The sequence below is a fragment of the Vibrio sp. 1F255 genome (genome assembly GCF_041439145.1).
Taxonomy (GTDB): domain Bacteria; phylum Pseudomonadota; class Gammaproteobacteria; order Enterobacterales; family Vibrionaceae; genus Vibrio; species Vibrio crassostreae_C.
In genome coordinates this window covers 40994-66816 of the sequence record NZ_JBGONQ010000029.1, presented here as the reverse complement: position 1 = coordinate 66816, position 25823 = coordinate 40994, and the positions used below count along the sequence as shown (strand labels likewise).

Annotated in this window: 23 protein-coding genes; 15 read left to right on the top strand and 8 right to left on the bottom strand. The window is 46.9% G+C overall.

The window, feature by feature from the left end:
* Positions 1 to 59 precede the first annotated feature (59 nt).
* From trkA to ACED41_RS16080, 3 genes are all read left to right on the top strand, one after another.
* Positions 60 to 1436, top strand: coding sequence for a Trk system potassium transporter TrkA (trkA, locus tag ACED41_RS16090; protein ID WP_004735766.1), 1377 nt, complete (start codon positions 60 to 62; stop codon positions 1434 to 1436).
* 96 nt (positions 1437 to 1532) lie between these two features.
* Entirely contained in the window at positions 1533 to 2978 is a 1446-nt protein-coding gene (locus tag ACED41_RS16085) for a TrkH family potassium uptake protein (protein ID WP_123285564.1), read from the top strand.
* A 26-nt stretch (positions 2979 to 3004) separates the two neighbouring features.
* Positions 3005 to 3580 (top strand): DUF3157 family protein, encoded by a 576-nt coding sequence (locus tag ACED41_RS16080; protein ID WP_371725273.1) that lies wholly within the window; start codon positions 3005 to 3007, stop codon positions 3578 to 3580.
* On the opposite strand, the gene ACED41_RS16075 is transcribed toward ACED41_RS16080, so the two are convergent.
* Positions 3577 to 4230, bottom strand: a complete 654-nt coding sequence (locus tag ACED41_RS16075; protein WP_371725272.1) for a hemolysin III family protein — start codon at positions 4228 to 4230, stop codon at positions 3577 to 3579. The two genes, ACED41_RS16080 and ACED41_RS16075, sit on opposite strands and share 4 nt — an antisense overlap.
* A 156-nt stretch (positions 4231 to 4386) precedes the next feature.
* Entirely contained in the window at positions 4387 to 5178 is a 792-nt protein-coding gene (locus ACED41_RS16070) for a sporulation protein (RefSeq protein ID WP_371725271.1), read from the bottom strand.
* A 283-nt stretch (positions 5179 to 5461) separates the two neighbouring features.
* On the opposite strand from ACED41_RS16070, the gene ACED41_RS16065 reads away from it, so the two are divergent.
* From ACED41_RS16065 to ACED41_RS16040, 6 genes are all read left to right on the top strand, one after another.
* A complete protein-coding gene (locus tag ACED41_RS16065) occupies positions 5462 to 5629 on the top strand; it encodes a hypothetical protein (protein ID WP_004735761.1) in 168 nt (55 codons plus the stop codon).
* Positions 5630 to 5760: 131 nt separating this feature from the next.
* The gene (locus ACED41_RS16060) at positions 5761 to 6024 is read left to right on the top strand and encodes a YihD family protein (RefSeq protein ID WP_004735759.1); all 264 of its coding nucleotides are present in this window, start codon (positions 5761 to 5763) and stop codon (positions 6022 to 6024) included.
* A 326-nt stretch (positions 6025 to 6350) separates the two neighbouring features.
* The gene (gene ccoG / locus ACED41_RS16055) at positions 6351 to 7769 is read left to right on the top strand and encodes a cytochrome c oxidase accessory protein CcoG (RefSeq protein ID WP_017066750.1); all 1419 of its coding nucleotides are present in this window, start codon (positions 6351 to 6353) and stop codon (positions 7767 to 7769) included.
* A gap of 73 nt (positions 7770 to 7842) precedes the next feature.
* Complete coding sequence (locus ACED41_RS16050) at positions 7843 to 8829, top strand: serine/threonine protein kinase (protein ID WP_017058781.1); 987 nt, start codon at positions 7843 to 7845, stop codon at positions 8827 to 8829.
* A 55-nt stretch (positions 8830 to 8884) separates the two neighbouring features.
* Positions 8885 to 9484 (top strand): thiol:disulfide interchange protein DsbA/DsbL, encoded by a 600-nt coding sequence (locus ACED41_RS16045; protein ID WP_017063015.1) that lies wholly within the window; start codon positions 8885 to 8887, stop codon positions 9482 to 9484.
* Positions 9485 to 9624: 140 nt separating this feature from the next.
* Entirely contained in the window at positions 9625 to 10581 is a 957-nt protein-coding gene (locus tag ACED41_RS16040; RefSeq protein ID WP_017066751.1) for a DUF2860 domain-containing protein, read from the top strand.
* A gap of 62 nt (positions 10582 to 10643) precedes the next feature.
* On the opposite strand, the gene ACED41_RS16035 is transcribed toward ACED41_RS16040, so the two are convergent.
* Positions 10644 to 12167, bottom strand: coding sequence for a YifB family Mg chelatase-like AAA ATPase (locus tag ACED41_RS16035; protein WP_017058783.1), 1524 nt, complete (start codon positions 12165 to 12167; stop codon positions 10644 to 10646).
* 472 nt (positions 12168 to 12639) lie between these two features.
* Here ACED41_RS16035 and ilvG point away from each other — a divergent pair, with 472 nt between their 5' ends.
* Genes ilvG through ilvA form a run of 5 tightly spaced genes read left to right on the top strand, consistent with a single transcriptional unit; the run spans position 12640 to position 18976 of the window.
* Entirely contained in the window at positions 12640 to 14286 is a 1647-nt protein-coding gene (gene ilvG, locus ACED41_RS16030; RefSeq protein ID WP_102321080.1) for an acetolactate synthase 2 catalytic subunit, read from the top strand.
* 1 nt (position 14287) lies between these two features.
* On the top strand, positions 14288 to 14572 hold the full coding sequence (ilvM, locus tag ACED41_RS16025) for an acetolactate synthase 2 small subunit (RefSeq protein ID WP_017055442.1): 285 nt from the start codon (positions 14288 to 14290) through the stop codon (positions 14570 to 14572).
* A gap of 12 nt (positions 14573 to 14584) precedes the next feature.
* Complete coding sequence (locus ACED41_RS16020; RefSeq protein ID WP_017063017.1) at positions 14585 to 15553, top strand: branched-chain amino acid transaminase; 969 nt, start codon at positions 14585 to 14587, stop codon at positions 15551 to 15553.
* 33 nt (positions 15554 to 15586) lie between these two features.
* Positions 15587 to 17428, top strand: coding sequence for a dihydroxy-acid dehydratase (ilvD, locus tag ACED41_RS16015; RefSeq protein WP_065584155.1), 1842 nt, complete (start codon positions 15587 to 15589; stop codon positions 17426 to 17428).
* 3 nt (positions 17429 to 17431) lie between these two features.
* Positions 17432 to 18976, top strand: a complete 1545-nt coding sequence (gene ilvA / locus ACED41_RS16010; RefSeq protein WP_102429012.1) for a threonine ammonia-lyase, biosynthetic — start codon at positions 17432 to 17434, stop codon at positions 18974 to 18976.
* Between the two features lie 100 nt (positions 18977 to 19076).
* Here the strand turns inward: ilvA and punR are convergent, their stop codons facing one another.
* The gene (gene punR, locus ACED41_RS16005) at positions 19077 to 19991 is read right to left on the bottom strand and encodes a DNA-binding transcriptional activator PunR (RefSeq protein ID WP_017067697.1); all 915 of its coding nucleotides are present in this window, start codon (positions 19989 to 19991) and stop codon (positions 19077 to 19079) included.
* 163 nt (positions 19992 to 20154) lie between these two features.
* Between punR and punC the strand changes: the two genes are divergently transcribed.
* Entirely contained in the window at positions 20155 to 21366 is a 1212-nt protein-coding gene (gene punC, locus ACED41_RS16000) for a purine nucleoside transporter PunC (RefSeq protein ID WP_371725270.1), read from the top strand.
* A 124-nt stretch (positions 21367 to 21490) separates the two neighbouring features.
* Here the strand turns inward: punC and glmU are convergent, their stop codons facing one another.
* The 4 genes from glmU to atpG form a co-directional block, all read right to left on the bottom strand.
* The gene (glmU, locus tag ACED41_RS15995; RefSeq protein ID WP_017063022.1) at positions 21491 to 22852 is read right to left on the bottom strand and encodes a bifunctional UDP-N-acetylglucosamine diphosphorylase/glucosamine-1-phosphate N-acetyltransferase GlmU; all 1362 of its coding nucleotides are present in this window, start codon (positions 22850 to 22852) and stop codon (positions 21491 to 21493) included.
* A 182-nt stretch (positions 22853 to 23034) separates the two neighbouring features.
* Positions 23035 to 23457 carry a F0F1 ATP synthase subunit epsilon gene (locus ACED41_RS15990; protein WP_004735742.1) on the bottom strand — a complete coding sequence of 141 codons (423 nt, stop codon included), beginning with the start codon at positions 23455 to 23457 and terminating at the stop codon, positions 23035 to 23037.
* A gap of 18 nt (positions 23458 to 23475) precedes the next feature.
* Positions 23476 to 24879, bottom strand: a complete 1404-nt coding sequence (atpD, locus tag ACED41_RS15985) for a F0F1 ATP synthase subunit beta (protein ID WP_017058792.1) — start codon at positions 24877 to 24879, stop codon at positions 23476 to 23478.
* A 34-nt stretch (positions 24880 to 24913) separates the two neighbouring features.
* On the bottom strand, positions 24914 to 25780 hold the full coding sequence (gene atpG / locus ACED41_RS15980) for a F0F1 ATP synthase subunit gamma (RefSeq protein WP_016794171.1): 867 nt from the start codon (positions 25778 to 25780) through the stop codon (positions 24914 to 24916).
* Positions 25781 to 25823 lie beyond the last annotated feature (43 nt).

Genomic DNA, 25823 nt, shown 5'->3' with positions numbered 1-25823 from the left:
GCATTATCAAAACAAAGTTAGATAACTAGAATTACCACGGTAAAGAAAAGAGAAAGGCTATGAAGATCATTATCCTAGGTGCTGGACAAGTTGGCGGTACCCTTGCTGAAAACCTGGTTGGTGAAAACAACGACATCACCATTGTCGACCGTAATGCTGACCGACTTCGTGAACTTCAGGATAAGTACGACCTTAGGGTTGTAAACGGTTATGCCAGCCACCCAAACACACTACGTGAAGCGGGTGCGCAAGATGCCGACATGTTAGTTGCCGTAACTAACATGGATGAAACCAACATGGCTGCGTGTCAGGTTGCTTTCTCTCTTTTCAATACGCCGAACCGAATTGCTCGTATTCGTTCTCCTCAATACCTAGAAGAGAAAGAAGCGCTATTCAAATCAGGTGCCATCCCAGTCGATCACCTGATCGCACCCGAAGAACTAGTGACCAGCTACATCGAGCGCCTGATTCAATACCCAGGCGCACTGCAGGTTGTGAGCTTTGCTGAACAGAAGGTTAGCCTAGTAGCAGTAAAAGCCTACTACGGTGGTCCACTGGTGGGTAACGCACTGTCTGCTTTGCGTGAGCACATGCCGCACATTGATACCCGTGTTGCCGCTATTTTCCGTCAAGGTCGCCCTATTCGCCCACAAGGCACCACCATCATTGAAGCCGATGATGAGGTTTTCTTTGTGGCAGCGAGTAACCATATCCGCTCAGTAATGAGTGAGCTACAACGCCTAGAGAAACCGTACCGCCGCATCATGATTGTCGGTGGTGGTAACATTGGTGCAAGCTTGGCAAAACGCCTTGAGCAGAGCTACAGCATCAAGCTTATCGAGCGCAGCTACACTCGTGCCGAAAAGCTGTCTGAAGAATTAGAAAACACCATCGTCTTCTGTGGCGATGCGGCAGACCAAGAGCTGCTGACCGAAGAGAACATCGATCAAGTGGACGTGTTCATTGCCCTAACCAATGAAGATGAAACCAACATCATGTCAGCCATGCTGGCTAAGCGAATGGGTGCCAAGAAGGTAATGGTACTGATTCAGCGTGGTGCTTACGTCGACCTTGTTCAGGGTGGTGTGATTGATATTGCTATCTCTCCACAACAAGCGACCATTTCTGCGCTACTCACTCACGTTCGTCGTGCTGATATTGTAAACGTATCATCTCTGCGTCGCGGCGCTGCTGAAGCGATCGAAGCGATTGCTCACGGTGACGAAACCACATCTAAAGTGGTTGGCCGAGCTATTGGCGACATCAAACTACCACCGGGTACCACTATTGGTGCGATTGTTCGCGGAGAAGAGGTGCTTATCGCGCACGATAGAACCGTTATCGAACAAGATGACCACGTAGTTATGTTCCTAGTGGACAAGAAATACGTACCTGATGTTGAGTCTCTATTCCAACCGAGCCCGTTCTTCTTATAGCCTTGTTCTCGTAAGCTTGTTCTCGCAACTTTCTTTTTGTGAGAACGACGCTCCGGCACAAAGCTGTAATCAATTAAAGCTATGGTCTATTAAGCTATGGTCAACTTTCGTCCGATATTATTAGTGATAGGGTTAGTGTTATCAAAACTCGCCCTTTTCATGTACATCCCTACATTGGTTGCCTTTTTTACAGGCACCGGTGGCTTCCTCGAGTTTGGTCAGTCGGTAGTGATCACGCACATAGTGGCGTTCATCTGCTTGAGTTTAGGCCGTTCAGCTAAGTTCCGACTTGGGGTACGAGACATGTTCCTGATCACCTCTCTGGTATGGACGATTGCCAGTGCCTTTGCTGCACTGCCGTTTGTCTTCATCAACCACATCAGCTTCACCGACGCCTATTTTGAAACCATGTCTGGTATCACCACGACTGGCTCAACTGTATTGAGCGGCTTAGACAGCATGGCACCAAGCATTCTGTTGTGGCGCTCTATACTGCAATGGTTAGGCGGCATCGGCTTCATCGTTATGGCGGTAGCGGTTCTACCAATGCTCAACGTCGGTGGTATGCGCCTGTTCCAAACCGAATCATCAGATTGGTCAGATAAAAGCAGCCCACGAGCAAAAACGGTCGCGAAGAACATCGTGGCGGTTTATCTGGTTCTGACTGGCTTGTGCATCATTAGCTATCTGTTTGCAGGCATGGGCATCTTTGATGCGATCAATCACGCCTTCACAACACTGTCGACGGGTGGTTACTCAACATCAGATGGCTCAATGAACCACTTCTCTAACAGTGCTCACTGGGTGGGAACCCTGTTCATGTTCCTTGGCGGTCTGCCGTTCTTACTGTTTGTTAGCGCACTGCGTGGTAGAAAACTCTCAATCCTCTACAAAGACGCTCAAGTGAGAGGCTTCACGTATCTATTCTTGGTCACCAGTGCCGTAATATCGACATGGCTGGTGGTTAGGGATGACTACACCATCATGGATGCAATGCGTGTTTCGATGTTCAACATAGTGTCAGTCGTCACCACAACCGGTTTTGGCTTAGAAGACTTCACCGCGTGGGGTGCACTACCGACTACCTTGTTTGCGTTTTTAATGATGGCGGGCGCGTGCTCGGGTTCAACCTCTGGCGGTATCAAAATCTTCCGCTTCCAGATCGCGATGACCATGCTTCATAAACAAATGATGAAGCTGATCCACCCATCGGGTGTCTTTGTTCAGCGCTATAACCAACGCCCAGTGAATGACGACATTGTGCGTTCACTGGTCGCATTTGGTTTGATGTTCTTTATTACGATTATCTTAATTGCTGGTGGCTTGAGTGCGATGGGACTTGATCCTGTGACCAGTATATCTGGCGCTATCACAGCCGTTGCCAACGTTGGTCCAGGCATGGGCAATGTGATCGGTCCAACTGGGAACTTTGCGCCGCTGCCAGACGCTGCAAAGTGGCTATTAAGCCTTGGTATGTTGATGGGAAGACTCGAGATACTGACGCTGATCGTTCTATTCTTCCCAGCCTTTTGGCGACGCTAACCAAGCACAAAATCAAGGAAACACAGATGAAATCATACGTACTTCTCGCTGGCGCATTGCTCGCAAACTCAGTATTCGTAAGTTCTGCCTTTGCTGATCAAATGGTCACATTGCCTGATGGCAAACAAGTGTTACTCAAAGATGATTTTACTTGGCAATACGTGGCACCGAAGCAAACGGAAGCAGCAGCGACAACATCAGAGACTGCAGTGCCTGTCGTAGCCGTACCTGTCGCAACGAACACGCGTGGCACTACGATTGTGGTTAATAGTAAAAAGCCAAGCTTACAGCTGTCTCAGTCAGGAGTGGATGTTGTACTGGGTGCAAGTCGCTATGAAGACGGTGAGCTTATCATTCCGACAGCCATCACTAACCAAGGCACTCAAGCGGTCATTTTGGTATCACTTAACATCAGCGTATTTACTGCAGAAGGTGAGTTGTTGGCAGAAGAAGAAGTTGCTGTGTGGAAATCAATCAAACGAATGGCCGACACATACCTACGACCAAAGACGGGTGAAGAAGGCAAGCTCATCAAGCTCGACCTAGAACAACACCCTGAATATCAGATTAAAGCTGAGATTACTGAGGTGCTGACTCGTTAAACCGGAGTCACGTACAGATAGATAGCGAAGAAATGGCAAGCGCAGCCCGCCAACACAAACAAATGCCAGATAGCATGATTGTAAGGGATGCGTTTTGCCACATAGAAAATCACACCCAACGAGTAAATCACGCCACCGAGTGCTAGTAGCACCAAACCACCTATCTCGATATTCATCGCCAGTTGATAAACCACAATCAGCGATAACCAACCCATCGCCAAGTAAGTCACCAATGACAAACGCTTAAATCGGTAGACGAAGGCAATCTTCATAATGATTCCGACTAGCGCGATACCCCAAATCACTGCCATCAAACCCATCGCCAATGGTGTTCTTAAACTCACCAATAAAAATGGCGTGTAACTGCCCGCGATCAATAAGTAGATCGCACAGTGATCGAGAGTTTTCAGTAATCGCTTGGTCTTTTCTGTGGTGATCGAGTGATAAAGCGTGGAAGCGAGAAAGAGTAGGATAATACTGCTGCCATATACCGCCATACTCGCAATAGTCAGTATGTCGGCTTGATGGTCAAACGCACGAATCAGCAGCAGGATTAAACCAACCACGCCAAGCACAACACCCAAGCCATGGGTTATCGCATTGGCGCGTTCTTCGATGTCACTGTATTCGCTCGCCGATGATGCAGACATGATTATCCTACTAGAGTAAATGTTCGATTTGCCTAGTATTGCACATTAAGCTTACACGTGTAAGCTTAAATTTTTATGACATCTTTTATGACATTAATAACGCCTAAACGGTGTGATGAAGCTAAGGTCTCTAAAGCTACAGAACCAAAGAGCTAACTAAGATGCGTTGTCTAGATACTCAAGTACCATCTTGCCCGCATCTTGTGGTGACGTATCCAATGGCACACTCAATTGACGCTGCAGTTGGCCAATGCCTAACAAGCTCGCCAACATGCCTTTTGCACCATCGCGATTACGGTCTATCTCAAACCACAACTTAAGCTCGGTTTCATCACGATGAGCAACCACTTCCAGTTCACGCCAGCGGCCATGATATGGACCAGTGGTAGGGACAAACTCAAACTCTTGAACAAATGGCAGTTCAAAGCCCTCTACTGCTTCGCACTCAACTTGGCGAATGCGCAGCCCTTGAGCTTCAAGTTCATTAAAAATACCATCGAGGAGTGCATCAGGACGAACCGTTAAGATGTCTTTATCCGATGGATCAATCGCCATCGCAATATCAAGCCCGGTTTCAAGCCATACTTTTGAGTCACCAATCGTGACCGGAGTGTTCAGCGGGACATCAAATTCACATTCAAAATCACGGGTTTCACCCGGCTGAATAACAAAGGCATACGGCAGGCTCCATTTGGCCAACGAGTATGTCTGGTGCATTCGACGTGTTTGACCGCCCTCTTGCCTTTGCGAGTTCATGGTAACTTCTTTGACGTAACGACAGCACAAGTTGAGATCGATGTTGTCGATCTCTTGTGGCTGAGCGCCACCATAGACATGCACAATAATGCTCGCCTTCTTGCCTGGATAAAGCACTTCCTGTTGCAATACAGAATCCACCTTGGCAGATCCAATTCCAAAACTTGCTAACGTTTTCTTTAAGAACGACATATGCACCTCCTTTAAAGCATCATCTTAAGCCTGAAAGAGGTTCAAACTCAAATATACTGCTCACACTATTTTAGCTCTAATATCGTTTAATTATCACTCAGGCGTCGATCGATAACTTAGATAGTGATAATCTAAGCCTTGATATGCATGCATATCATTATCCTGATTTATTTTTCGGATTGGCGAAAGCCAGACGAGTGACTATTCAAGTAATTGAAGCGAAGCTCATGATAAGTCAGGCCATTAGATTGGCAATGGATATGCCTGACCGTTAGGTAAATTAATGCGCCCAACAGCTGTCAGGTTCTCGCACACCAACCGTAGTGCGATGCGTCGTCGTAGTGGCTTTGTTGCTGCTCCAACGGCTAAGAAATTGGCTCCTACAATGACTCTCGTTCAGAAGACTGCTTTATTAGCACCGACTGCAACAAAAGTAATTAAAGCCGCTTAACGAAAAGCGCAGTTTTTACTGCGCTTTTTTCTTGCCCGGTCCCATCTTGAAATGTCTTTACACATTGGTATTCCCTACCCGATTTGATACCTTAACCACAAATCATTATAAAATTTGTGGAGAAGTAAAGTATGAAGTGTCACCGCATTGAGGAACTGCTTGAACTGATGGAGCCTGAGTGGCAGAAAGATCAAGAGCTTAACCTATTAGAGTTCATCATTAAGCTTTCAAACGAAGCAGGCTACCAAGGCAAGCTTGAAGAACTGACTGACGATGTTCTTATCTACCATCTAAAAATGCGTAACAGCGAAAAAGATGAAATGATCCCAGGTCTTAAAAAAGACCAAGAAGATGATTTCAAAACGGCAATTCTAAAAGCGCGTGGCCTTCTTTAATCGCCTATTTGGTTAGAACTCAATTGCCGTATAAATAAAACAATCAATTTCGAAAAGCGACCACTCGGTCGCTTTTTTGTTTCTGTTCGCTATTTTTTCGTCACAACTGTTATGACTTTTGTTGTTAAAGGTTGATAGCGTTAAAGAAATGAGAACAAGATTGTCGCTATAATCGCCATCCATAAGAATCTTCTAAAATAATAAGAGTGAGTGCGATAACAACAAATGCACCAAGCTCAATTTCAACGGGTTCTCTAAACCATACTTTCAAGTAATGTCGTCATGCCCGACTTAACCGGGCAAACAAGCCACAAAAAGGATAGTCCATGAGTCAGGATAAAATCGACATCAAAGATGTGACTCCTAAAACCTTTAACCCAAAAACACATAAAGGTAATGGAGATCGATTTAACCCAAGTAACCGAATCTATGTTCGAGAAAGCAAAGGTAAATTCCAACAACTTCGTCGTTACGGCGGTTGGTTCTTACTTTTACTTTTTGCGCTTATCCCATGGATTCCATTTGGTGAACGACAAGCGATCTTGCTCGATATCGGTAGCCAGCAGTTCAACTTCTTTGGCACCACGTTGTACCCACAAGATCTGACCCTACTCGCCATCCTATTTATGATTGCTGCGTTTGGCTTATTCTTCATAACCACCTTCTTAGGGCGAGTCTGGTGTGGTTATTTATGCCCGCAAACCGTCTGGACCTTCATGTACATCTGGTTCGAAGAGAAACTGGAAGGTGCTGCCAATAAGCGAAGAAAACAAGACTCGGGCAAACTGACGAGCAATTTAATTCTCAGAAAAACCATCAAACACATCGCGTGGTGGGCGATTGCGATTGCGACGGGCTTAACCTTTGTCGGTTATTTCATCCCAATCAAAGAGCTGGTGGTTGGCTTCTTTACCTTTAACTCGTCTTTCTGGCCGGTGTTTTGGGTACTGTTCTTTGCTGGATGTACTTATGCCAATGCGGGTTGGATGCGTTCAATTGTTTGTCTGCACATGTGTCCTTACGCGCGTTTCCAGTCGGCAATGTTCGATAAAGACACCTTCATCGTTGGTTACAACACAGAACGTGGTGAAAGCCGTGGCCCTCGCTCTCGTAAAGCCGATCCAAAAGAGCTTGGTCTAGGCGACTGTATTGACTGTAATCTGTGTGTACAAGTGTGCCCTACGGGTATCGATATCCGTGACGGCCTGCAATACGAGTGTATTAACTGCGGCGCGTGTATTGATGCCTGTGACAACACGATGGAGCGTATGGGCTATGAGAAAGGCCTGATCAATTACACCACCGAGCACAGACTTGAAGGTCACTCGACCAAGGTAATGCGTCCCAAGCTGTTGGGCTATGGCGCTATCTTGATCGTGATGCTGGGCTTGTTCTTCGCCCAAATCGCGAGCGTTGATCCTGCCGGCCTAAGTGTTCTGCGTGACCGAAACCAACTGTTTAGAGTCAATAACCAAGGGTTGGTTGAAAACACCTACACCTTGAAAGTGATCAACAAGACTCAACAAGAGCAAGAGTACAAACTCGATGTTAGCGGACTGCCCGATTCTATCTGGTATGGTAAACAGACGATTACTGTCGATCCAGGCGAGGTTTTGAACCTACCTATCAGTTTGGGCGCCGACCCAGAAAAACTGAGCTCACCAGTTTCGACAATTCAGTTTATACTCTCGGATAATGAAGAGTTTACGATGGAAGTCGAAAGCCGCTTTATCAAGAAGCTCTGATACCCGCACCGTAGTGCTTGGTATAACAACCCAATAAATGGAAAAAGGCTCAGTAATGAGCCTTTTTTATTCTATGACGATGCAAGCCTTTAACTTTGATAACCTGACTCCTGACTTCATGTGGTACGCACTGGAGAGCATCGGAGTTCGCGCTGAATCCGGGCTTCTCGCTCTCAACAGTTACGAAAACCGTGTCTATCAGTTCACCGATGAAGACCGTAAGCGCTACGTCGTTAAGTTTTACCGTCCACAACGCTGGAACAAGGCACAGATCCAAGAAGAGCATGACTTCGCACTCGAGCTTATCGAACAAGAGATGCCGGTTGCGCCTCCAATGCGAATCAACGGTGCAACCTTACATGAATACCAAGGCTACCTATTTGCACTATTTGAAAGTGTTGGCGGCAGACAGTATGAAGTTGACAATCTAGATCAATTGGAAGGCGTAGGACGCTTTCTTGGTCGTATTCATAAAGCCAGCGCGGGAAGAACATTCCAGCATCGCCCGACCATCAGCTTAGATGAATACCTTTATCAGCCACGTAAGATTCTAGAGAACTCTCAGTTTATCCCGACGCACCTAGAAAATGCCTTCTTCAATGACGTTGACCTTCTGATCAAAGAGCTAGAGAGCCAGTGGCCGAGCAACATTGAGAATATCCGCCTGCACGGTGACTGCCACCCTGGCAATATTTTGTGGCGCGATGGGCCAATGTTCGTCGATCTTGATGACGCACGTAACGGCCCTGCGATACAAGATCTGTGGATGCTGCTCAATGGCGAGCGCCAAGATAAGCTGATGCAACTGGATATTTTGCTAGAGAGTTACCAAGAGTTTTGCGATTTTAATACCGCACAACTGAAACTAATCGAACCACTACGCGGTCTACGTATGGTGCATTACATGGCATGGTTGGCGAAACGATGGCACGATCCTGCGTTTCCTCTGGCCTTCCCGTGGTTTAATGATCCGAAATATTGGGAGCAACAAGTACTTGCTTGTAAAGAGCAAATTGCTACCCTGCAAGAGCCACCACTTTCGTTAATGCCTCAGTGGTAACAGCAATCGCAACATACAACTAGATAAAAATTCAAACATAATGGAGATTGGATAAATGAAAAAGCTATTCGCATTTTTCTCATTGATCATGTTGAGCCTTACCGCTCACGCTGCGAAATTTAACGAAGGTGAACACTACAAAGTTCTCGACCTAGAAGCATCAAAAAAACCAATGGTGACAGAGTTCTTCTCTTTTTACTGCCCACACTGTAATAGCTTTGAGCCAATCATCCAGCAGCTAAAACAACAGCTACCTAAAGACGCTAAGCTACAGAAGAACCATGTTTCATTCATGGGTGGCAACATGGGTCTGCCAATGAGCAAAGCTTACGCGACAATGATTGCACTGAAAGTTGAAGATAAAATGGTGCCAGTGATGTTTAACCGCATCCACACAATGAACAAGCCACCACGTGATGAAGAAGAACTGCGTCAAATCTTCCTAGACGAAGGCGTTGATGCGAAGAAATTCGATGCTGCGTATAACGGCTTTGCTGTAGATTCTATGGTTCGTCGCTTCGACAAAGCATTCAAAGACAGCGGCCTTTCAGGTGTACCCGCTGTTGTGGTTAACAACCGCTACCTAGTAGAAGCTCAAGGTATCAACTCTCTTGATGAGTACTTCGAGCTCGTGAACTTCTTATTAAAGAAGTAAGCCATTGATGAAAGGAAGCTTCGGCTTCCTTTTTTTTTGCTAGTTCAAAAATCATTATTGATAAATAATTAACCTGGAAGTTTAAAGCTTTACTGCTATTAATAACCCGTCCTAAGAACCGGTGGGCAAGGAGCCCTTGAATGAAAATAAAAATAACTCTCTTGGCATTGAGCGTTGCGGCTTCTCCCGCTTTTGCCAAGCTTGCAGACCAACAAGGTTTCAGTGGTGAAATCTCTCTCAATACCGGGGTTACCTCTTCCACCTCGAACTTTAATACCGATGCTGATAGCAATCTTTCATCCACAGATCAGAAGGCTTCTTCGGAAAGCTCTTTTCTGGTTGCTCCTTTAGGTAGTGTTGCTTATACCTTTGGTGAAAAGCTAAACCATCAGGTATACACAGGTACCGCGCGAGATGATGTAGCAACAGGTACTGTAGTTCTCGAAGTCGGTTACAAATACCAACTTGAGTCAGGCATGGTGATCGACGCTTCACTGCTGCCAACCATTATGTCTGGTGAAACTTGGGCTGATCCATACAACACCACATCAGCTCGCACCAAGACCGATGAAACTGGCAATGCGTTTCGTTTGAAGCTAAGCAACATTGCGGGCTCAGCTTTCTCGCTAGACATGGCCTATGCGACCAAAGATGTCGACAAGGATGATATTCAAGATCAAGAGCTCAAACGAGATGCCAATACTCTCTACTTGAAAGGTCAATATCGCCTGCCACTTAGTCGTACCATGATGCTTATTCCATCCGTCATCTATCAAACACGTGATGCTGATGGTAAAGCTGAATCTTACGACCAATTCGGTGGTGAGGTAAGCTTGTTTGGTGGCATGGGGCGTCACAAGTACGCACTAACAGCGGGTTACAACCAACGCTCTTACGATGCGAGCAACCCGATCTACGACAAGAAACGCAGCGACGACAATATCAACCTATTCGCCGCCTATGAGTATGATCAATTCATGGATTGGGAAAACTGGTCGTTTATTTCACTGGCAGGCTACGGCACCAGCGACTCGAACATTACCTTCTACGACGAGTCTCAATATATAGTTTCAGTTGGCTTGAACTACAAGTTCTAACCTTAGCGAGTATGAACTGCAATCCAACGAAAGCCTGCATCTAAGCAGGCTTTTTCTGCTTGCTAGACAGCTTGAGCCGTGAGTTGTTTCAGCAAGCGATCCATCGCGCGATAGCCTAGCGCTTCTGATAGATGTTTCTTTTCGATCTGCTCGTTACCGTCAAGGTCGGCAATGGTTCGTGCCACCTTAATAATTCGATGATAAGCACGAATCGATAAACCCAAGCGATGTAGTGCTGTCTCAAGAAACTCTGCATCTTCGCGTCGCAGTGGGCAATACTTCTCAATTTCTCGGCTACCTAACAGTGCATTCGATTTATGGTTGCGAGATAGCATTAACTCTCGCGCCTGCCTAACCCTTTGCTTAACTACTTGAGTGGTTTCACCGCGATCACCGCCTTCGGCCAACATTCCTTTTGGCAACAGAGGTATCTCCAATGACATATCGAACCTATCCAGCAAGGGCCCAGATAAGCGATTGAGGTAACGCAGGATGATCTGTGGGTTGGCGCGCGCCTGGTTACCTTCGTAATAACCCGTTGGACTTGGGTTAAGTGCACCGACCAATTGAAAACGCGCAGGAAAACGAGTCTTGCCCGCAGCACGGGAGATAATGATCTCGCCCGACTCTAGTGGCTCTCGTAATGAATCAAGCACCTTGCGCTCAAACTCCGGCATCTCATCTAAGAACAATAAGCCGTTATGCGCTAAAGAGATTTCTCCGGGGCGAGGCACCGAACCACCACCCACTAATGCCGCCATTGAACTGGAATGGTGAGGAGAGCGAAAAGGTCGTTGCTTCCAGTTGTATTGATTGATTTCTTGTTGCGTTAACGAGGCCACCGACGCGGTTTCCATCGCTTCGTCATCACTCATTTCAGGTAATAGGTCACGCAGTCGAGAAGCGAGCATAGTTTTTCCGGTTCCGGGTGGGCCAAGAAACAATAAGTTATGATTCCCAGCAGCGGCTATCTCTAGAGCTCGCTTGCCTTGTTGTTGGCCGATAATATCTTGTAGGTCGCGAAGCACTGAAACATCAGCCTGATGATGTTCCGTTCTATATAGCCCAAGCTGAGCCTGTCCACACATGTCAGCACAAACCTCCAACAAGGTTTGTGCAGATTTATGCGCTCCCTTGCCCACCAGCGCAGCCTGATCACCGTTATGATGTGGGACAACTAAGCATCGCTCTACACTGTCGGCGGCTAACGTCGCAGGCAAAACGCCCTTTACCGAGCGAAGTTCTCCTGACAATGCCAACTCACCGATAAATTCATGTTGAGCTATTTTTGATGTCGGAAGCTGATCTGACGCCACCAAAATCCCAAGCGCGATGGGCAGGTCAAAACGGCCACCTTCTTTGGGCAAATCGGCTGGGGCGAGATTAACCGTGATTCTTTTCGATGGAAACTCAAAGCGAGAATTGATGATCGCGCTTCTCACTCGGTCTTTAGATTCCTTGACCGTTGTTTCAGGTAGACCCACCAGCGTGAAGCCAGGCATTCCGTTGCTTATATGCACCTCAACGGTCACTTCTGGCGCCTCTACACCCACACTAGCTCGGCTATGAATTATCGCGAGTCCCATAACTTTCCTTTGTCTTTGATTTAAAAGTATTCGCTCTGGATATTCGTTGCTCACCAAAGCGATAAGGTTGTTATATAGCTTGGTGGAATGGTATTTTAATGTGAAAAAAGAATGACATTTCCCTTGTCATGCGGCAGATTTGTGTGATAACACTAGAGATGTAGACATTTACTGAAGACAATAAACGAGAAAACTCGAATATTATGATTTTTAACGCTCGCATTTACGCACTGATTAACCTGATTATCGTAGTCATTATTAAGACTGCGCGGGGGCGAGTGGGAAGAAAGTAACCACGAATTAGAAAAAACCCCCGCACTGACAAGTCCGGGGGTTTTTTCTAATTTAAACATTCGATTTTTATATTTTTGAGCATTTTCGGCTTTGCCGATTTACAGGAAGAATGGGAGCACAAGATGTGCAGAGACAAAGGAAACAGTTACCAAAATAAAGGTAATACGGGAGAATTCCGATGAAAGGCGCAGAACTAGTCGTATCCGCACTCAAGCAACAAGGAATTGAGACCGTATTTGGTTACCCCGGTGGTGCCATCATGCCAATCTACGATGCACTCTATGACGGCGGGGTTGAACATATCCTATGTCGCCATGAGCAAGGCGCCGCTATGGCCGCGATCGGCATGGCTAGAGCAACACAAGATGTCGCTGTTTGTATGGCAACCTCGGGACCAGGTGCAACCAACCTAGTCACTGGCCTTGCTGATGCCTTTATGGATTCAATCCCATTGGTTGCTATCACAGGTCAGGTTGCAAGTTCCCACATTGGTACCGATGCATTCCAAGAAATGGATGTGATTGGTATGTCTCTGTCATGTACTAAACACAGCTACCTAGTAACTGATATTGAAGAGCTAGCTCCAACCCTCGCTGAAGCGTTTGTGGTAGCAAAGTCTGGCCGCCCTGGCCCGGTTATCGTCGATATCGCTAAAGACGTTCAACTAGCAGAAGCACCTGTTAACGCTCTTCCTGAATTTACTCCACCCGCAATTCCTGTTGCGACAACTGATGCCATTGAACAGGCACAGTACTTTTTGTCTCAAGCGACCCGTCCTGTTTTATACGTAGGTGGTGGTGTTCAACTTGCTAAAGCAACCGATGCGGTTCGTGAGTTTTTACGCCTAAACCCAATGCCAGCAGTAAGCACACTGAAAGGCTTGGGCACTATCGAACGTGACGACCCACACTACCTTGGCATGCTGGGTATGCACGGCACTAAAGCCGCTAACCTTGTGGTTCAAGAGAGTGACCTGTTGATTGTTGTCGGTGCTCGTTTTGATGACCGAGTAACTGGCAAACTCGATACCTTTGCGCCGCATGCTAAGGTTATCCATATCGATATCGATGCCGCTGAGTTCAGCAAACTGCGTCTTGCCAATGCGCCAATTCGCGGTGACATCAACAAGATCATGCCTCAACTAGAGCTAAGCCAAGACATCTCCTCTTGGGTTCATCACTCTGAAGGTCTTCGTAGCTCATTCAAATGGCGTTACGACCACCCTGGTGATCTGATTTTTGCTCCACTGCTGTTGAAGCAACTGTCAGACATGATGCCAGCAAGCTCTATCGTATCGACTGATGTGGGCCAACACCAAATGTGGGCAGCTCAGCACATTCAGCCTCGCGATCCACAGAACTTCATTACCTCTGCCGGTTTAGGCACCATGGGCTTTGGCTTGCCAGCTGCAATGGGTGCATCGGTTGGGCGTCCTGACGACCAATCTATACTTATCTCTGGTGACGGCTCGTTCATGATGAACATTCAAGAGCTTGGCACATTGAAGCGTCGTCAGATCCCAGTGAAGATGGTACTGCTTAATAACTCTCGTTTGGGCATGGTTCGCCAATGGCAATCGCTGTTCTTTGATGGCCGCCACAGTGAAACTATCTTAGATGACAACCCTGATTTCGTGATGCTCGCGAAAGCGTTCGATATCCCGGGCAAAACCATCACTCGTAAAGAAGAAGTAGAACCAGCATTGAAAGAGATGCTAGAGAGCAAAACCGCTTACCTACTTCATGTTCTTATCGATGAAGAAGAAAACGTATGGCCACTAGTACCGCCAGGTGCTTCAAACAGTGAGATGTTGGAGAACACATAACATGAAAAGATACCTATTAGACATCAAAGCCGATGATAAGCCTGTACTACTAGAGCGTGTTCTTCGTGTTATCCGCCACCGTGGCTTCATTGTTAAGCAAGTTGCGGGCACTCAAAACCACGAAAGCAAAGTGGCGAGTGTTGAGATCATCGTAGACAGTGACCGTCCGATCTCGTTCTTGGTAAACCAAATCGAAAAGCTGTGGGATGTACGTACCGTTGACGTTATCTCGATCAGCCGTAATGAACTGCCAAACAACAACTTACAACAAAAGATAAACGCATAAGGAACCGCAAACATGACAGCTAAAACAGCAGACTATATTTGGTTTAACGGTGAGATGGTTCCTTGGGCAGAGGCGAACGTTCACGTCCTGACTCACGCAATGCACTACGGTACTTCTGTGTTTGAAGGTGTTCGTTGTTACAACACACCAAAAGGGCCGGTTATCTTCCGTCACCCTGAACATGCTAAGCGCCTAAAAGACTCAGCAAAAATCTATCGCTTCCCTATTCCTTACACTGAGGAAGAAATTATGGAAGCGACTCGCGAAACGCTACGCCAAAATAAGCTAGAGTCAGCGTACATCCGCCCTCTAGGTTTCGTAGGTAACGTTGGTTTGGGTGTCTGCCCGCCAGAAAATACTGAGATGGAACTGATCATCGCTGCTTTCCCTTGGGGGTCTTACCTAGGCGAAGAAGCACTAGAAAACGGCGTTGATGCAATGATTTCTAGCTGGAACCGTGCCGCTCCAAACACGATCCCAACCGCAGCAAAAGCCGGTGGTAACTACCTATCTTCACTATTAGTTGGTGGCGAAGCTCGCCGTCATGGTTACGATGAAGGCATCGCACTGAGTGTTGATGGTTACCTTTCTGAAGGGGCTGGTGAGAACATCTTTGTGGTACGTAACGGCGTGCTATCCACACCACCAGCGACCAGTGCGATTCTGCCGGGTATCACGCGTGATTCGATCATGACACTAGCAAAAGACATGGGTTATGAGATCCGTGAAGAGAACATTGCTCGTGAAGCGCTATACCTTGCCGATGAAGTATTCATGACAGGCACAGCGGCGGAAATCGTTCCGGTTCGCAGCGTAGACAAAATTACAGTAGGTGAAGGCAAACGCGGTCCTATCACTGAAAAAGTTCAAGCGGCTTACTTTGGTCTATTCAATGGAACCACTGAAGATAAGTGGGGCTGGTTAGACTACGTTTACCCAGCAGACCAAACTTCAGAAAACCAAACGCAAACAACTAAGTAAGCAACAGCCAAATATTTTATAAGGATTTAAGCAATGCCAATCTATCGTTCAGCAACGACTACCCACGGACGCAACATGGCTGGTGCGCGCGCTTTATGGCGTGCAACTGGCGTTAAAGATGATGACTTCGGTAAGCCAATCATCGCAGTTGTAAACTCTTTCACTCAATTCGTACCAGGCCACGTTCACCTTAAAGATATGGGTCAATTGGTAGCAGGTGAAATCGAGAAAGCGGGCGGTATCGCTAAAGAATTCAACACCATCGCAGTTGATGATGGTATCGCAATGGGTCACGGTGGCATGCTGTACTCACTGCCATCACGTGAGCTTATCGCAGACTCAGTAGAGTACATGGTGAATGCTCACTGTGCGGATGCGATGGTATGTATCTCTAACTGTGACAAAATCACTCCGGGAATGATGATGGCTGCAATGCGCCTTAACATCCCAGTGATCTTTGTATCAGGCGGCCCAATGGAAGCAGGTAAAACCAAGCTTTCCGATCAAATCATCAAGTTAGACCTTGTTGATGCAATGATTCAAGGTGCCGATCCAACGATTTCTGATGAGCAAAGTGAGCAAGTAGAACGTTCTGCGTGTCCGACATGTGGTTCTTGTTCAGGTATGTTCACGGCTAACTCAATGAACTGTCTAACTGAAGCGCTAGGCCTATCTCAGCCTGGTAACGGTTCTATGCTAGCAACGCACGCTGACCGTGAAGAGCTATTCATCAATGCTGGTAAGCGTATCGTTGACCTGACTAAGCGTTACTACGAGCAAGATGACGCATCAGCACTGCCTCGTAACATCGCGAACCGCGCAGCCTTTGAAAATGCAATGGCTCTAGATATCGCAATGGGTGGCTCGAGTAACACCGTTCTTCACCTATTGGCAGCAGCTCAAGAAGGTGAAGTCGACTTTGATATGGGTGATATCGACGAGATGTCTCGCCGCGTTCCACACCTATGTAAGGTTGCGCCTTCAACACCTAAATACCACATGGAAGACGTTCACCGCGCTGGTGGTGTTATGGCTATCCTAGGTGAACTAGACCGCGCAGGCCTACTGAACAACCAAACTCGCACTGTACTTGGCCTAAGCATGCAAGAGCAGCTAGCTCAATACGACATCATGCAGACAGAAGACGAAGCGGTACTTAAGTTCTTCCGCGCGGGCCCAGCAGGTATTCGTACCACCAAAGCCTTCTCACAAGATTGCCGTTGGGATCGTCTTGATGACGACCGTAAAGAAGGTTGTATCCGTACTAAAGAGAATGCATTCAGCCAAGAAGGTGGCCTAGCCGTACTTTCAGGCAACATCGCCGTTGACGGTTGTATCGTTAAGACAGCAGGTGTTGATGAAGAGAACCTGAAATTCCAAGGTCCTGCTATCGTATTTGAAAGCCAAGATAGTGCTGTTGATGGCATCTTAGGTGGCAAAGTGAAAGCGGGCGAAGTGGTTGTTATTCGTTACGAAGGTCCTAAAGGTGGTCCGGGCATGCAAGAAATGCTTTACCCAACCACTTACCTAAAATCTATGGGTCTAGGCAAGTCTTGTGCTCTATTAACAGATGGTCGTTTCTCGGGTGGTACATCGGGTCTGTCTATCGGTCACGCTTCTCCAGAAGCAGCAAGTGGCGGTGTGATTGGTCTAGTAAACACTGGCGATATCATCACTATCGACATCCCTAGCCGTTCGATCACACTTGATGTGCCTGAAGCTGAACTAGAAGCGCGTCGTGTTAAGCAAGACGCACTAGGCTGGAAACCAGAAAACCGTCAGCGTGAAGTGTCTTTCGCACTGAAAGCTTACGCAAGCATGGCGACCAGTGCCGACAAAGGCGCCGTGCGTGATAAGTCTAAGCTAGAGGGCTAGTCTATGAGTGATGACACGGTCAGTCCCCAAAAACAAACTGGCGCAGATTATCTGCGTCAGATCCTGAGAGCGCCAGTTTACGAAGCCGCAATCGTGACACCTCTGCAAGAGATGCCTCGCTTAAGTGCTCGCATTGGTAATCAGGTTCAGCTAAAGCGTGAAGACCGTCAGCCGGTCCACTCGTTCAAGCTACGTGGTGCCTACAACATGGTATCAAGCCTTTCAGAGCAACAGAAAGCCGCAGGTGTGATTGCAGCATCGGCAGGTAACCATGCTCAAGGTATGGCGCTGTCCGGTTCTAAGCTTGGTATTCAAACCACGATTGTGATGCCAAAAACCACACCAGACATCAAGGTTGATGCGGTACGTGGCTTTGGCGGTAACGTAGTTCTACACGGCAGCAACTTTGATGAAGCTAAAGCTGAAGCAGAACGCCTTTCCGCTGAACATGGCTACACCTTTGTGCCTCCATTCGATCACCCATTGGTGATCGCCGGACAGGGCACCATGGGTATGGAAATGCTTCAGCAAAATGGTCACATGGATTACATCTTTGTGCCTGTCGGTGGTGGTGGTTTGGCTGCGGGTGTTGCCGTGCTAGTTAAGCAATTGATGCCGGAAATAAAAGTCATCGCGGTTGAACCTGAAGATTCATCTTGCTTGAAAGCAGCACTGGATGCCGGTGAGCCAGTAGTACTGGATCAAGTCAGCATGTTTGCCGATGGCGTTGCGGTTAAGCGCATTGGTGAAGAGACATTCCGTCTGTGTCAGCAGTACATCGATGGTCACATTGCCGTGTCTAGCGATGAGATCTGCTCTGCGGTCAAAGACATCTTTGAAGACACTCGTGCGATTGCCGAGCCTTCTGGTGCGCTTGCTCTGGCTGGTTTAAAGAAGTTTGCAGAGCAGAACCAACTGCAAGGCAAACAACTGGCAACTGTACTTTCTGGTGCTAATACCAACTTCCATGGTCTGCGTTATGTCTCTGAACGTTGTGAACTAGGTGAGAAGCGAGAAGGTCTACTTGCGGTTACGATTCCAGAGCGACAAGGAGCATTCCTAGAGTTCTGTAATATTATTGGTGGTCGAGCGGTAACTGAGTTTAACTACCGCCACAACGACGAAAGCCTAGCGAATATCTTCGTTGGTGTACGCCTACAAGGTGGTCAAGAAGAACTCGAACACATCATCAATGACTTACGTGAGGGCGGCTACCCGGTTGTCGATCTCTCTGATGATGAGATGGCAAAACTGCACATTCGTTACATGATTGGTGGCAAACCATCAAAACCATTGAAAGAGCGCCTATACAGCTTCGAGTTTCCTGAATACCCAGGAGCATTGATTAAGTTCCTTGATACCTTAGGTACCCATTGGAATATCAGCCTGTTCAACTACCGTAACCACGGCGCTGATTACGGCCGTGTATTGTGTGGATTCGAACTGGATGATGATGATTTAGCTCAGTTCTCAACACATCTACGAGAGCTTGGCTATCAGTGTAAAGATGAAACCGATAACCCTTCCTACAAGTTCTTCTTGTCATAAGAGTTAACGACCGAATCAAAAAAGAGCGAGTATTTACTCGCTCTTTTTATTGGTGCTGATTCAGCTCAAGCTTGAAAAGGATCTTCTTGTAAACAGATCATTAGATCGCCTTGCGATGATCCAACCAATCTTGGTGAAGTTGCTCACTCGATCCTAGGTACTTCACCATCCATTCGATCAGTTTATGGTTATCGTCTTTTCGCCATACCAAACAACAATGACTCTGCGGACTCGGTTCAGGCAGTATTTTCTCCACCAGCAGGCCTTGTTCGATAATTGGCGCGGCAATGTGCCTTGGCATATAACCCACTCCTACTCCATTTTTAAGACACTCTATGGCGCTATACCAGTTGGGTAACAACAGGCGTCTTTGACTTGAGTAGTGACCTGTGTGTCGCTTGGGGAGCACACTAGAGGTATCGTCCAAACATATCGCGGGATACTGGCTAACAAATTCTTCGTTGAGGTTTTGCTCTCGCACACACGGGTGACTTGGCGACATTACAAACGCCCAATCTAGGCGTCCCATATCTTTAACCTCAAAGTCGCCACCGACCGGTATCGCTGAGGTTGCGCCAATCACAATATCCGCTCTGCCCTGTGCAATCGCTTCCCAAGAGCCATTAAACACCTCCATGTTGATCTGAAGCTCTGCAAACTCAAAGGTTTGGTAGAACTCTTCAATCATCGGCTTCATTTTGTCGAGCTTAACCACGTTATCGAGCGTCAGACGCAAGGTTTTCTTCCAACCTCGAGCTGCTCGACGAGTCTGGGCACTGACCTCTTCCATTTGCCTCAGTAGTGCACGCGCCTCTTCAATGAACAGTTCACCTGCCGGAGTGAGCTCAACCTTTCTCGGTAAACGCCTGAAAAGCAGCACATCCAGTTCTTGTTCGACCTGTCTGACACCATAACTGATCGCCGAGGGCACTTTGTGCAACTGCTCAGCCGCCGCGGTAAAACTGCCCAAGCGCGCTACCGTATCGAGCATTTCTAAAGAGGATTTAGAGAACATAAGCCTTCAAATTTTTTGATTGATAACCACATATTTTAGCGTTTTATTTTATCAGGTCTGAAAAATAGAATGTCAGCATAAATAAACAGGGGCTTTCACTTCTGTATATCAAACAATTTTTTTGATGATAAAAACATCACTACCTTTAGCTTAATGGCATCTTATGAATATTTCTAAATTTCAATTGGTCTACCTTGCAGTTCTTTCAATGCTTGGCTTTATTGCGACCGATATGTACCTTCCTGCATTTAAGGCAATGGAAGTTGATTTCGCAACCGGCCCAGAGCAGATTGCCCTGTCTTTAACGGTATTCCTTGGCGGTATGGCAATGGGTCAGCTTCTTTGGGGTCTGGCGAGTGACAAGTATGGTCACCGTAATACGCTGGCGGTTGGTCTTGTTATCTTTACTGCAGCTTCATTCGGCTTAGCATTCAGCACCGAGGTATGGCATCTACTGACACTGCGCTTCATTCAAGCGATCGGCGTATGTGCTCCTGCGGTAATCTGGCAAGCAATGGTTATCAAGCGTTACTCACAAAGCAGTAGCCAACAAATTTTTGCAACCATCATGCCTTTGGTTGCGCTATCTCCTGCATTAGCACCTCAGCTAGGTGTGTTACTGGCGGATAGCTTTGGCTGGCACAGCATCTTCATCACATTAACCTTGATGGGTGCACTGCTAGTGGCGACAACAATGGCTCAACCAAAAGAAGCGCCTGAAGTAAAACAGACATCGATTAAGGCAGACATCAAGATGTTGCTTAAATCAAAGCCTTACATGGGTAATGTTTTAATGTTTGCATCAGCATCTGCCGCGTTCTTCGCTTACCTAACGGGTATGCCAGAGATCATGGCTCAGCTAGGTTATGAAGCAAAAGACATCGGTTTGAGCTTCATCCCACAGACAATCGCGTTCATGGCGGGTGGTTACTTCGGTAAGCAAGCGGTGAAGAAATATGGCGATGGTGTTGTACTAAGAAATCTTATCGGTTTGTTCAGCGTAGCAGCGATGCTTATCTTTATTGCATCACAATGGGAACTGACGTCAATCTGGCCTCTACTAGCACCTTTCTGTTTGATTGCTGTCGCAAACGGTGCTCTTTACCCAATCGTAGTAAACCGTGCCCTATCAAGCGCTAAACAAAGCCCAGCAACAGCTGCTGGCCTACAAAACAGCCTGCAAATCAGTATCAGTGGCCTATCAAGTGCATTGGTCGCAGCAATGGCGAGCCAAGCACTAAGCGCGACGGGTATTGCAGTTGTGATCTGTTTGGGTGCATTGTGGGTTGGTTATATTGTTTCGAACAAAGAGCTTTCTGAACACTTCGCGACACCAGACAACTCTCGAGTGGTCGCTGACGAGAAACAAGACTAATTTCTGGATTAACGAAAACAAAAAAGAGCGAGATTACTCGCTCTTTTTTTATATCTAGATAAATAAGAAAAAGCCAGTAGCGGTACTACTGACTTTCATTTAAATCATCTTATTTATTAAGAGACTACTTTTTCTTAGTCGGACGCTGCCAGTCAGCAATCTTACGTTCTTTCGCACGGCTGATAACCAGCTCATTTTCAGAAACATCGCGTGTTACGGTAGAGCCAGCTCCAACGGTAGCACCATTACCAATCGTAACAGGCGCGATTAATTGGCTGTCTGAACCAACGAATACGTCATCACCAATTATGGTCTTAAACTTATTCGCCCCATCGTAGTTACAAGTAATTGCACCCGCACCCACGTTTACGCGCTGACCAATTTCAGCATCCCCAAGATAAGTCAGGTGGTTGGCTTTAGAGCCTTCGCCAAGGCGAGTGTTCTTCACTTCAACAAAGTTACCGACGTGCGAATCGTTACGCATGTCTGCACCAGGGCGTAGGCGAGTAAATGGACCAACCGTACAGTCTTCACCAACAGTCGCTCCTTCGATTACGCTGTATGGACGAATAACTGTGTTGTCATCGATCTCACAGTCTTTCAGCACGCAGCCAGTGCCGATAACCACGTTATCGCCAATGCTTACGCTGCCTTCGATGATAACGTTAGTATCAATCTCAACGTCCATACCGCACTGCAGTTCACCACGCAGATCAAAGCGGCTTGGGTCGCGTAGCATCACGCCTTGCTTCAATAGCTTATCGGCTTGCGTAGCTTGGTAAGCGCGCTCTAGGCGAGCCAGTTGCGAACGATCGTTAACGCCTTCCACTTCAATTGGGCTTACTGGGTGTACCGCTTCAACTGCACGACCTTCGTCGTGAGCCGCAGCGATAACGTCAGTCAGGTAATATTCACCCTGTGCGTTGTCGTTGCTTAGACCTGACAACCAGCGCTTCAGATCGCCACCAGTCGCCACCATAACGCCGGTATTGATCTCTTTGATAAGCTTCTGCTCATCCGTTGCATCTTTCTGTTCAACGATAGCCACAACAGGGCCATTACGACGAATAATACGTCCGTAGCCCATCGGGTTGTCTAACACGACAGTAAGTAGCGCGATGCCACCGTTTGGTTGAGCGTCTAATAGGTTTTCAATGGTTTCAGGTGAGATTAGTGGAACATCACCGTAGAGCACCAATACTTTTTCATCATCAGCGAAATGTGCAGATGCTTGATCCACAGCGTGACCTGTGCCGAGCTGTTCAGCTTGCAGTGCCCAGTTTACAGATTCTTCAGCTAAGGTAGCCTTCATCTGATCACCACCGTGGCCGTAAACCAGGTTGATGTTTTGAGCGCCTAGACCATTACATGTATCGATAACATGCTTCACCATTGGCTTACCCGCAAGTGTGTGCAGAACCTTTGGTGTGTTTGAATACATGCGAGTGCCTTTGCCCGCCGCGAGAATTACCGCGCTAAACTTCATTGTAAACCTATCCAACGTTATTTTTATTAAGCCGATATTGTAACCGTTTTTGGGCAAAAAATTAAATCGCAATAACCATTTAACCAGTAGTGATACGTAAAAGAAGCATTTTTGAGAATCTAAAAATGCAAAAAGGCGACCCTTAGGTCGCCTTTATCTCAGAGTCTGTAATCTTAAAAAGATTAACGACGCTGTTTTGTCAGTTCGATAACTCGTAACTGAGCAATGGCTTTAGCCAGTTCACCGGCCGCTTGTGCGAAGTCTATGTCGCCATGCTGATTTTGGATATTCTCCACAGCCTTGCGTTTAGCTTCTTCCGCCTTTGCTGCGTCTAGCTCTTCACCACGGATAGCTGTATCAGCCAGTACAGTCGCTGTACCAGGCTGAACTTCTACCATACCACCAGAAACATAAATAATTTCTTCGTGGCCGTGCTGCTTAACAATACGCACCATACCAGGCTTGATAGCGGTCAGCAGTGGAGTGTGACCATGGAAAATACCAAGCTCACCCTCACTACCGGTCACCTGAAACGTCTCAACAAGACCAGAGAAAATTTGTTTCTCGGCACTTACAACGTCTAGGTGAAAGGTTATTGCTGCCATATCGCCTCCTAGTTAGCCTTATAGCTTCTTAGCATTCTCGATAGCTTCGTCAATTGCACCACAGTACATGAACGCTTGCTCTGGAATGTCATCGTATTCACCAGATAGAAGACCTTGGAAGCCACGTAGAGTCTCTTTAAGAGGTACGTAAATGCCTGGGTCACCTGTAAATACTTCCGCTACGTGGTAAGGCTGAGTTAGGAACTTCTCAATCTTACGAGCACGAGATACAACTTGCTTATCTTCTTCAGATAGCTCGTCCATACCTAGGATAGCAATGATATCTTTCAGCTCTTTATAGCGCTGAAGAGTAGACTGAACGCCACGAGCGATGTCGTAGTGCTCTTGTCCAACTACCAATGGATCCAGTTGACGTGAAGTAGAATCTAGCGGGTCGATCGCAGGGTATAGACCCATAGATGCGATGTTACGGTTAAGTACAACCGTTGCATCCAAGTGAGCGAACGTTGTTGCTGGAGACGGGTCAGTCAAGTCATCCGCAGGTACGTATACCGCCTGTACAGACGTGATAGAACCAGCTTTAGTTGACGTGATACGCTCTTGTAGAACACCCATTTCTTCAGCCAGTGTAGGTTGGTAACCTACCGCAGAAGGCATACGACCTAGAAGTGCTGATACTTCAGTACCTGCTAGTGTGTAACGGTAGATGTTATCAACGAACAGTAGAACGTCACGACCTTCGTCACGGAAGCGCTCTGCCATTGTTAGGCCAGTCAGGGCAACACGTAGACGGTTACCTGGTGGCTCGTTCATCTGACCGTAAACCATCGCTACTTTTGATTCTTCAGGTTTTTCGATGTTTACAACACCTGCTTCCTGCATCTCAAAGTAGAAATCGTTACCTTCACGAGTACGCTCACCTACACCTGCAAATACAGATAGGCCTGAGTGTTGAAGTGCGATGTTGTTGATAAGTTCCATCATGTTAACGGTCTTACCTACACCAGCACCACCGAATAGACCGATTTTACCACCCTTAGCGAATGGACAAATCAAGTCGATTACTTTAACACCAGTTTCTAGAAGCGCTGTCTCGTTAGACTGCTCTTCATAGCTTGGAGCTTCACGGTGAATGGCGTAATGCTCTTCAGCACCAATCTCGCCACACTCATCAATCGCGTCACCTAGGACATTCATGATACGACCCAATGTCTTAGTACCTACTGGTACTGAGATTGGAGCGCCAGTATTTTCAACTGTCAAACCACGACGTAAACCATCAGAGCTACCCATTACGATTGCGCGAACTACGCCACCGCCAAGTTGTTGCTGAACTTCAAGAACTAGACGTTCTTGTACTTCATTAACATTCAGAGCGTCGTATACACGAGGTACTTCACCCTGTGGGAACTCTACGTCGACTACCGCACCGATGATCTGTACGATCTTACCTGTAGCCATCGTTAATCCTCTAACTATTTAGTTTTACCTAAGCTTAAACCGCAGCTGCGCCTGAAACGATCTCAGAAAGTTCTTGTGTAATCGCCGCTTGACGCGCTTTGTTATACACAAGTTCTAAGTCATCAATAATGTCACCAGCGTTATCTGTTGCTGATTTCATTGCAATCATTCGAGCCGCTTGCTCACAAGCAAGGTTCTCAACCACACCTTGGTACACTTGAGATTCGACATAGCGAACCAGTAGTGCATCTAGTAGTGGTTTTGGCTCGGGCTCATAAATGTAGTCCCAAGAATGACTGCGTTTCATTTCTTCGCTGTCTGATTTAGGCAAAGGAAGTAATTGATCGATCGTTGGTTCTTGAACCATAGTGTTTTCAAACTTGTTGAACACTACGAACAGGCGATCTAATTCGCCTTCATCATATTTCTTCAGCATAACGCTTACAGAGCCAATCAAGTCTTCAAGGCTTGGGCGATCGCCCAGACCAGAAACTTGAGCTGCTACTTTCGCGCCGCTGTTATTGAAAAATGCTGTCGCTTTAGAACCTACAATTGCAAGTTCAACGTCAGCACCTTTCTCAGACCAATCTTTCATGTCGTTCATGGCTTTCTTGAACAAGTTAATGTTCAAACCACCACAAAGACCACGGTCTGTAGAAACGATGATGTAACCAACACGTTTGGCTTCACGTTCCTCAAGATAAGGATGCTTATACTCGAGGCTACCATTAGCCAAATGACCGATCACTTTACGCATTGTTTCTGCATATGGACGAGTAGCTTCCATTGCGTCTTGAGAACGACGCATTTTTGAAGCTGCTACCATTTCCATTGCTTTCGTAATCTTCTGTGTGCTTTTAACACTACCGATTTTATTACGTATCTCTTTTGCGCCGGCCATCGTTACTCTCCGTTAATGGTATGAGGTGGCCCTAAGACCACCT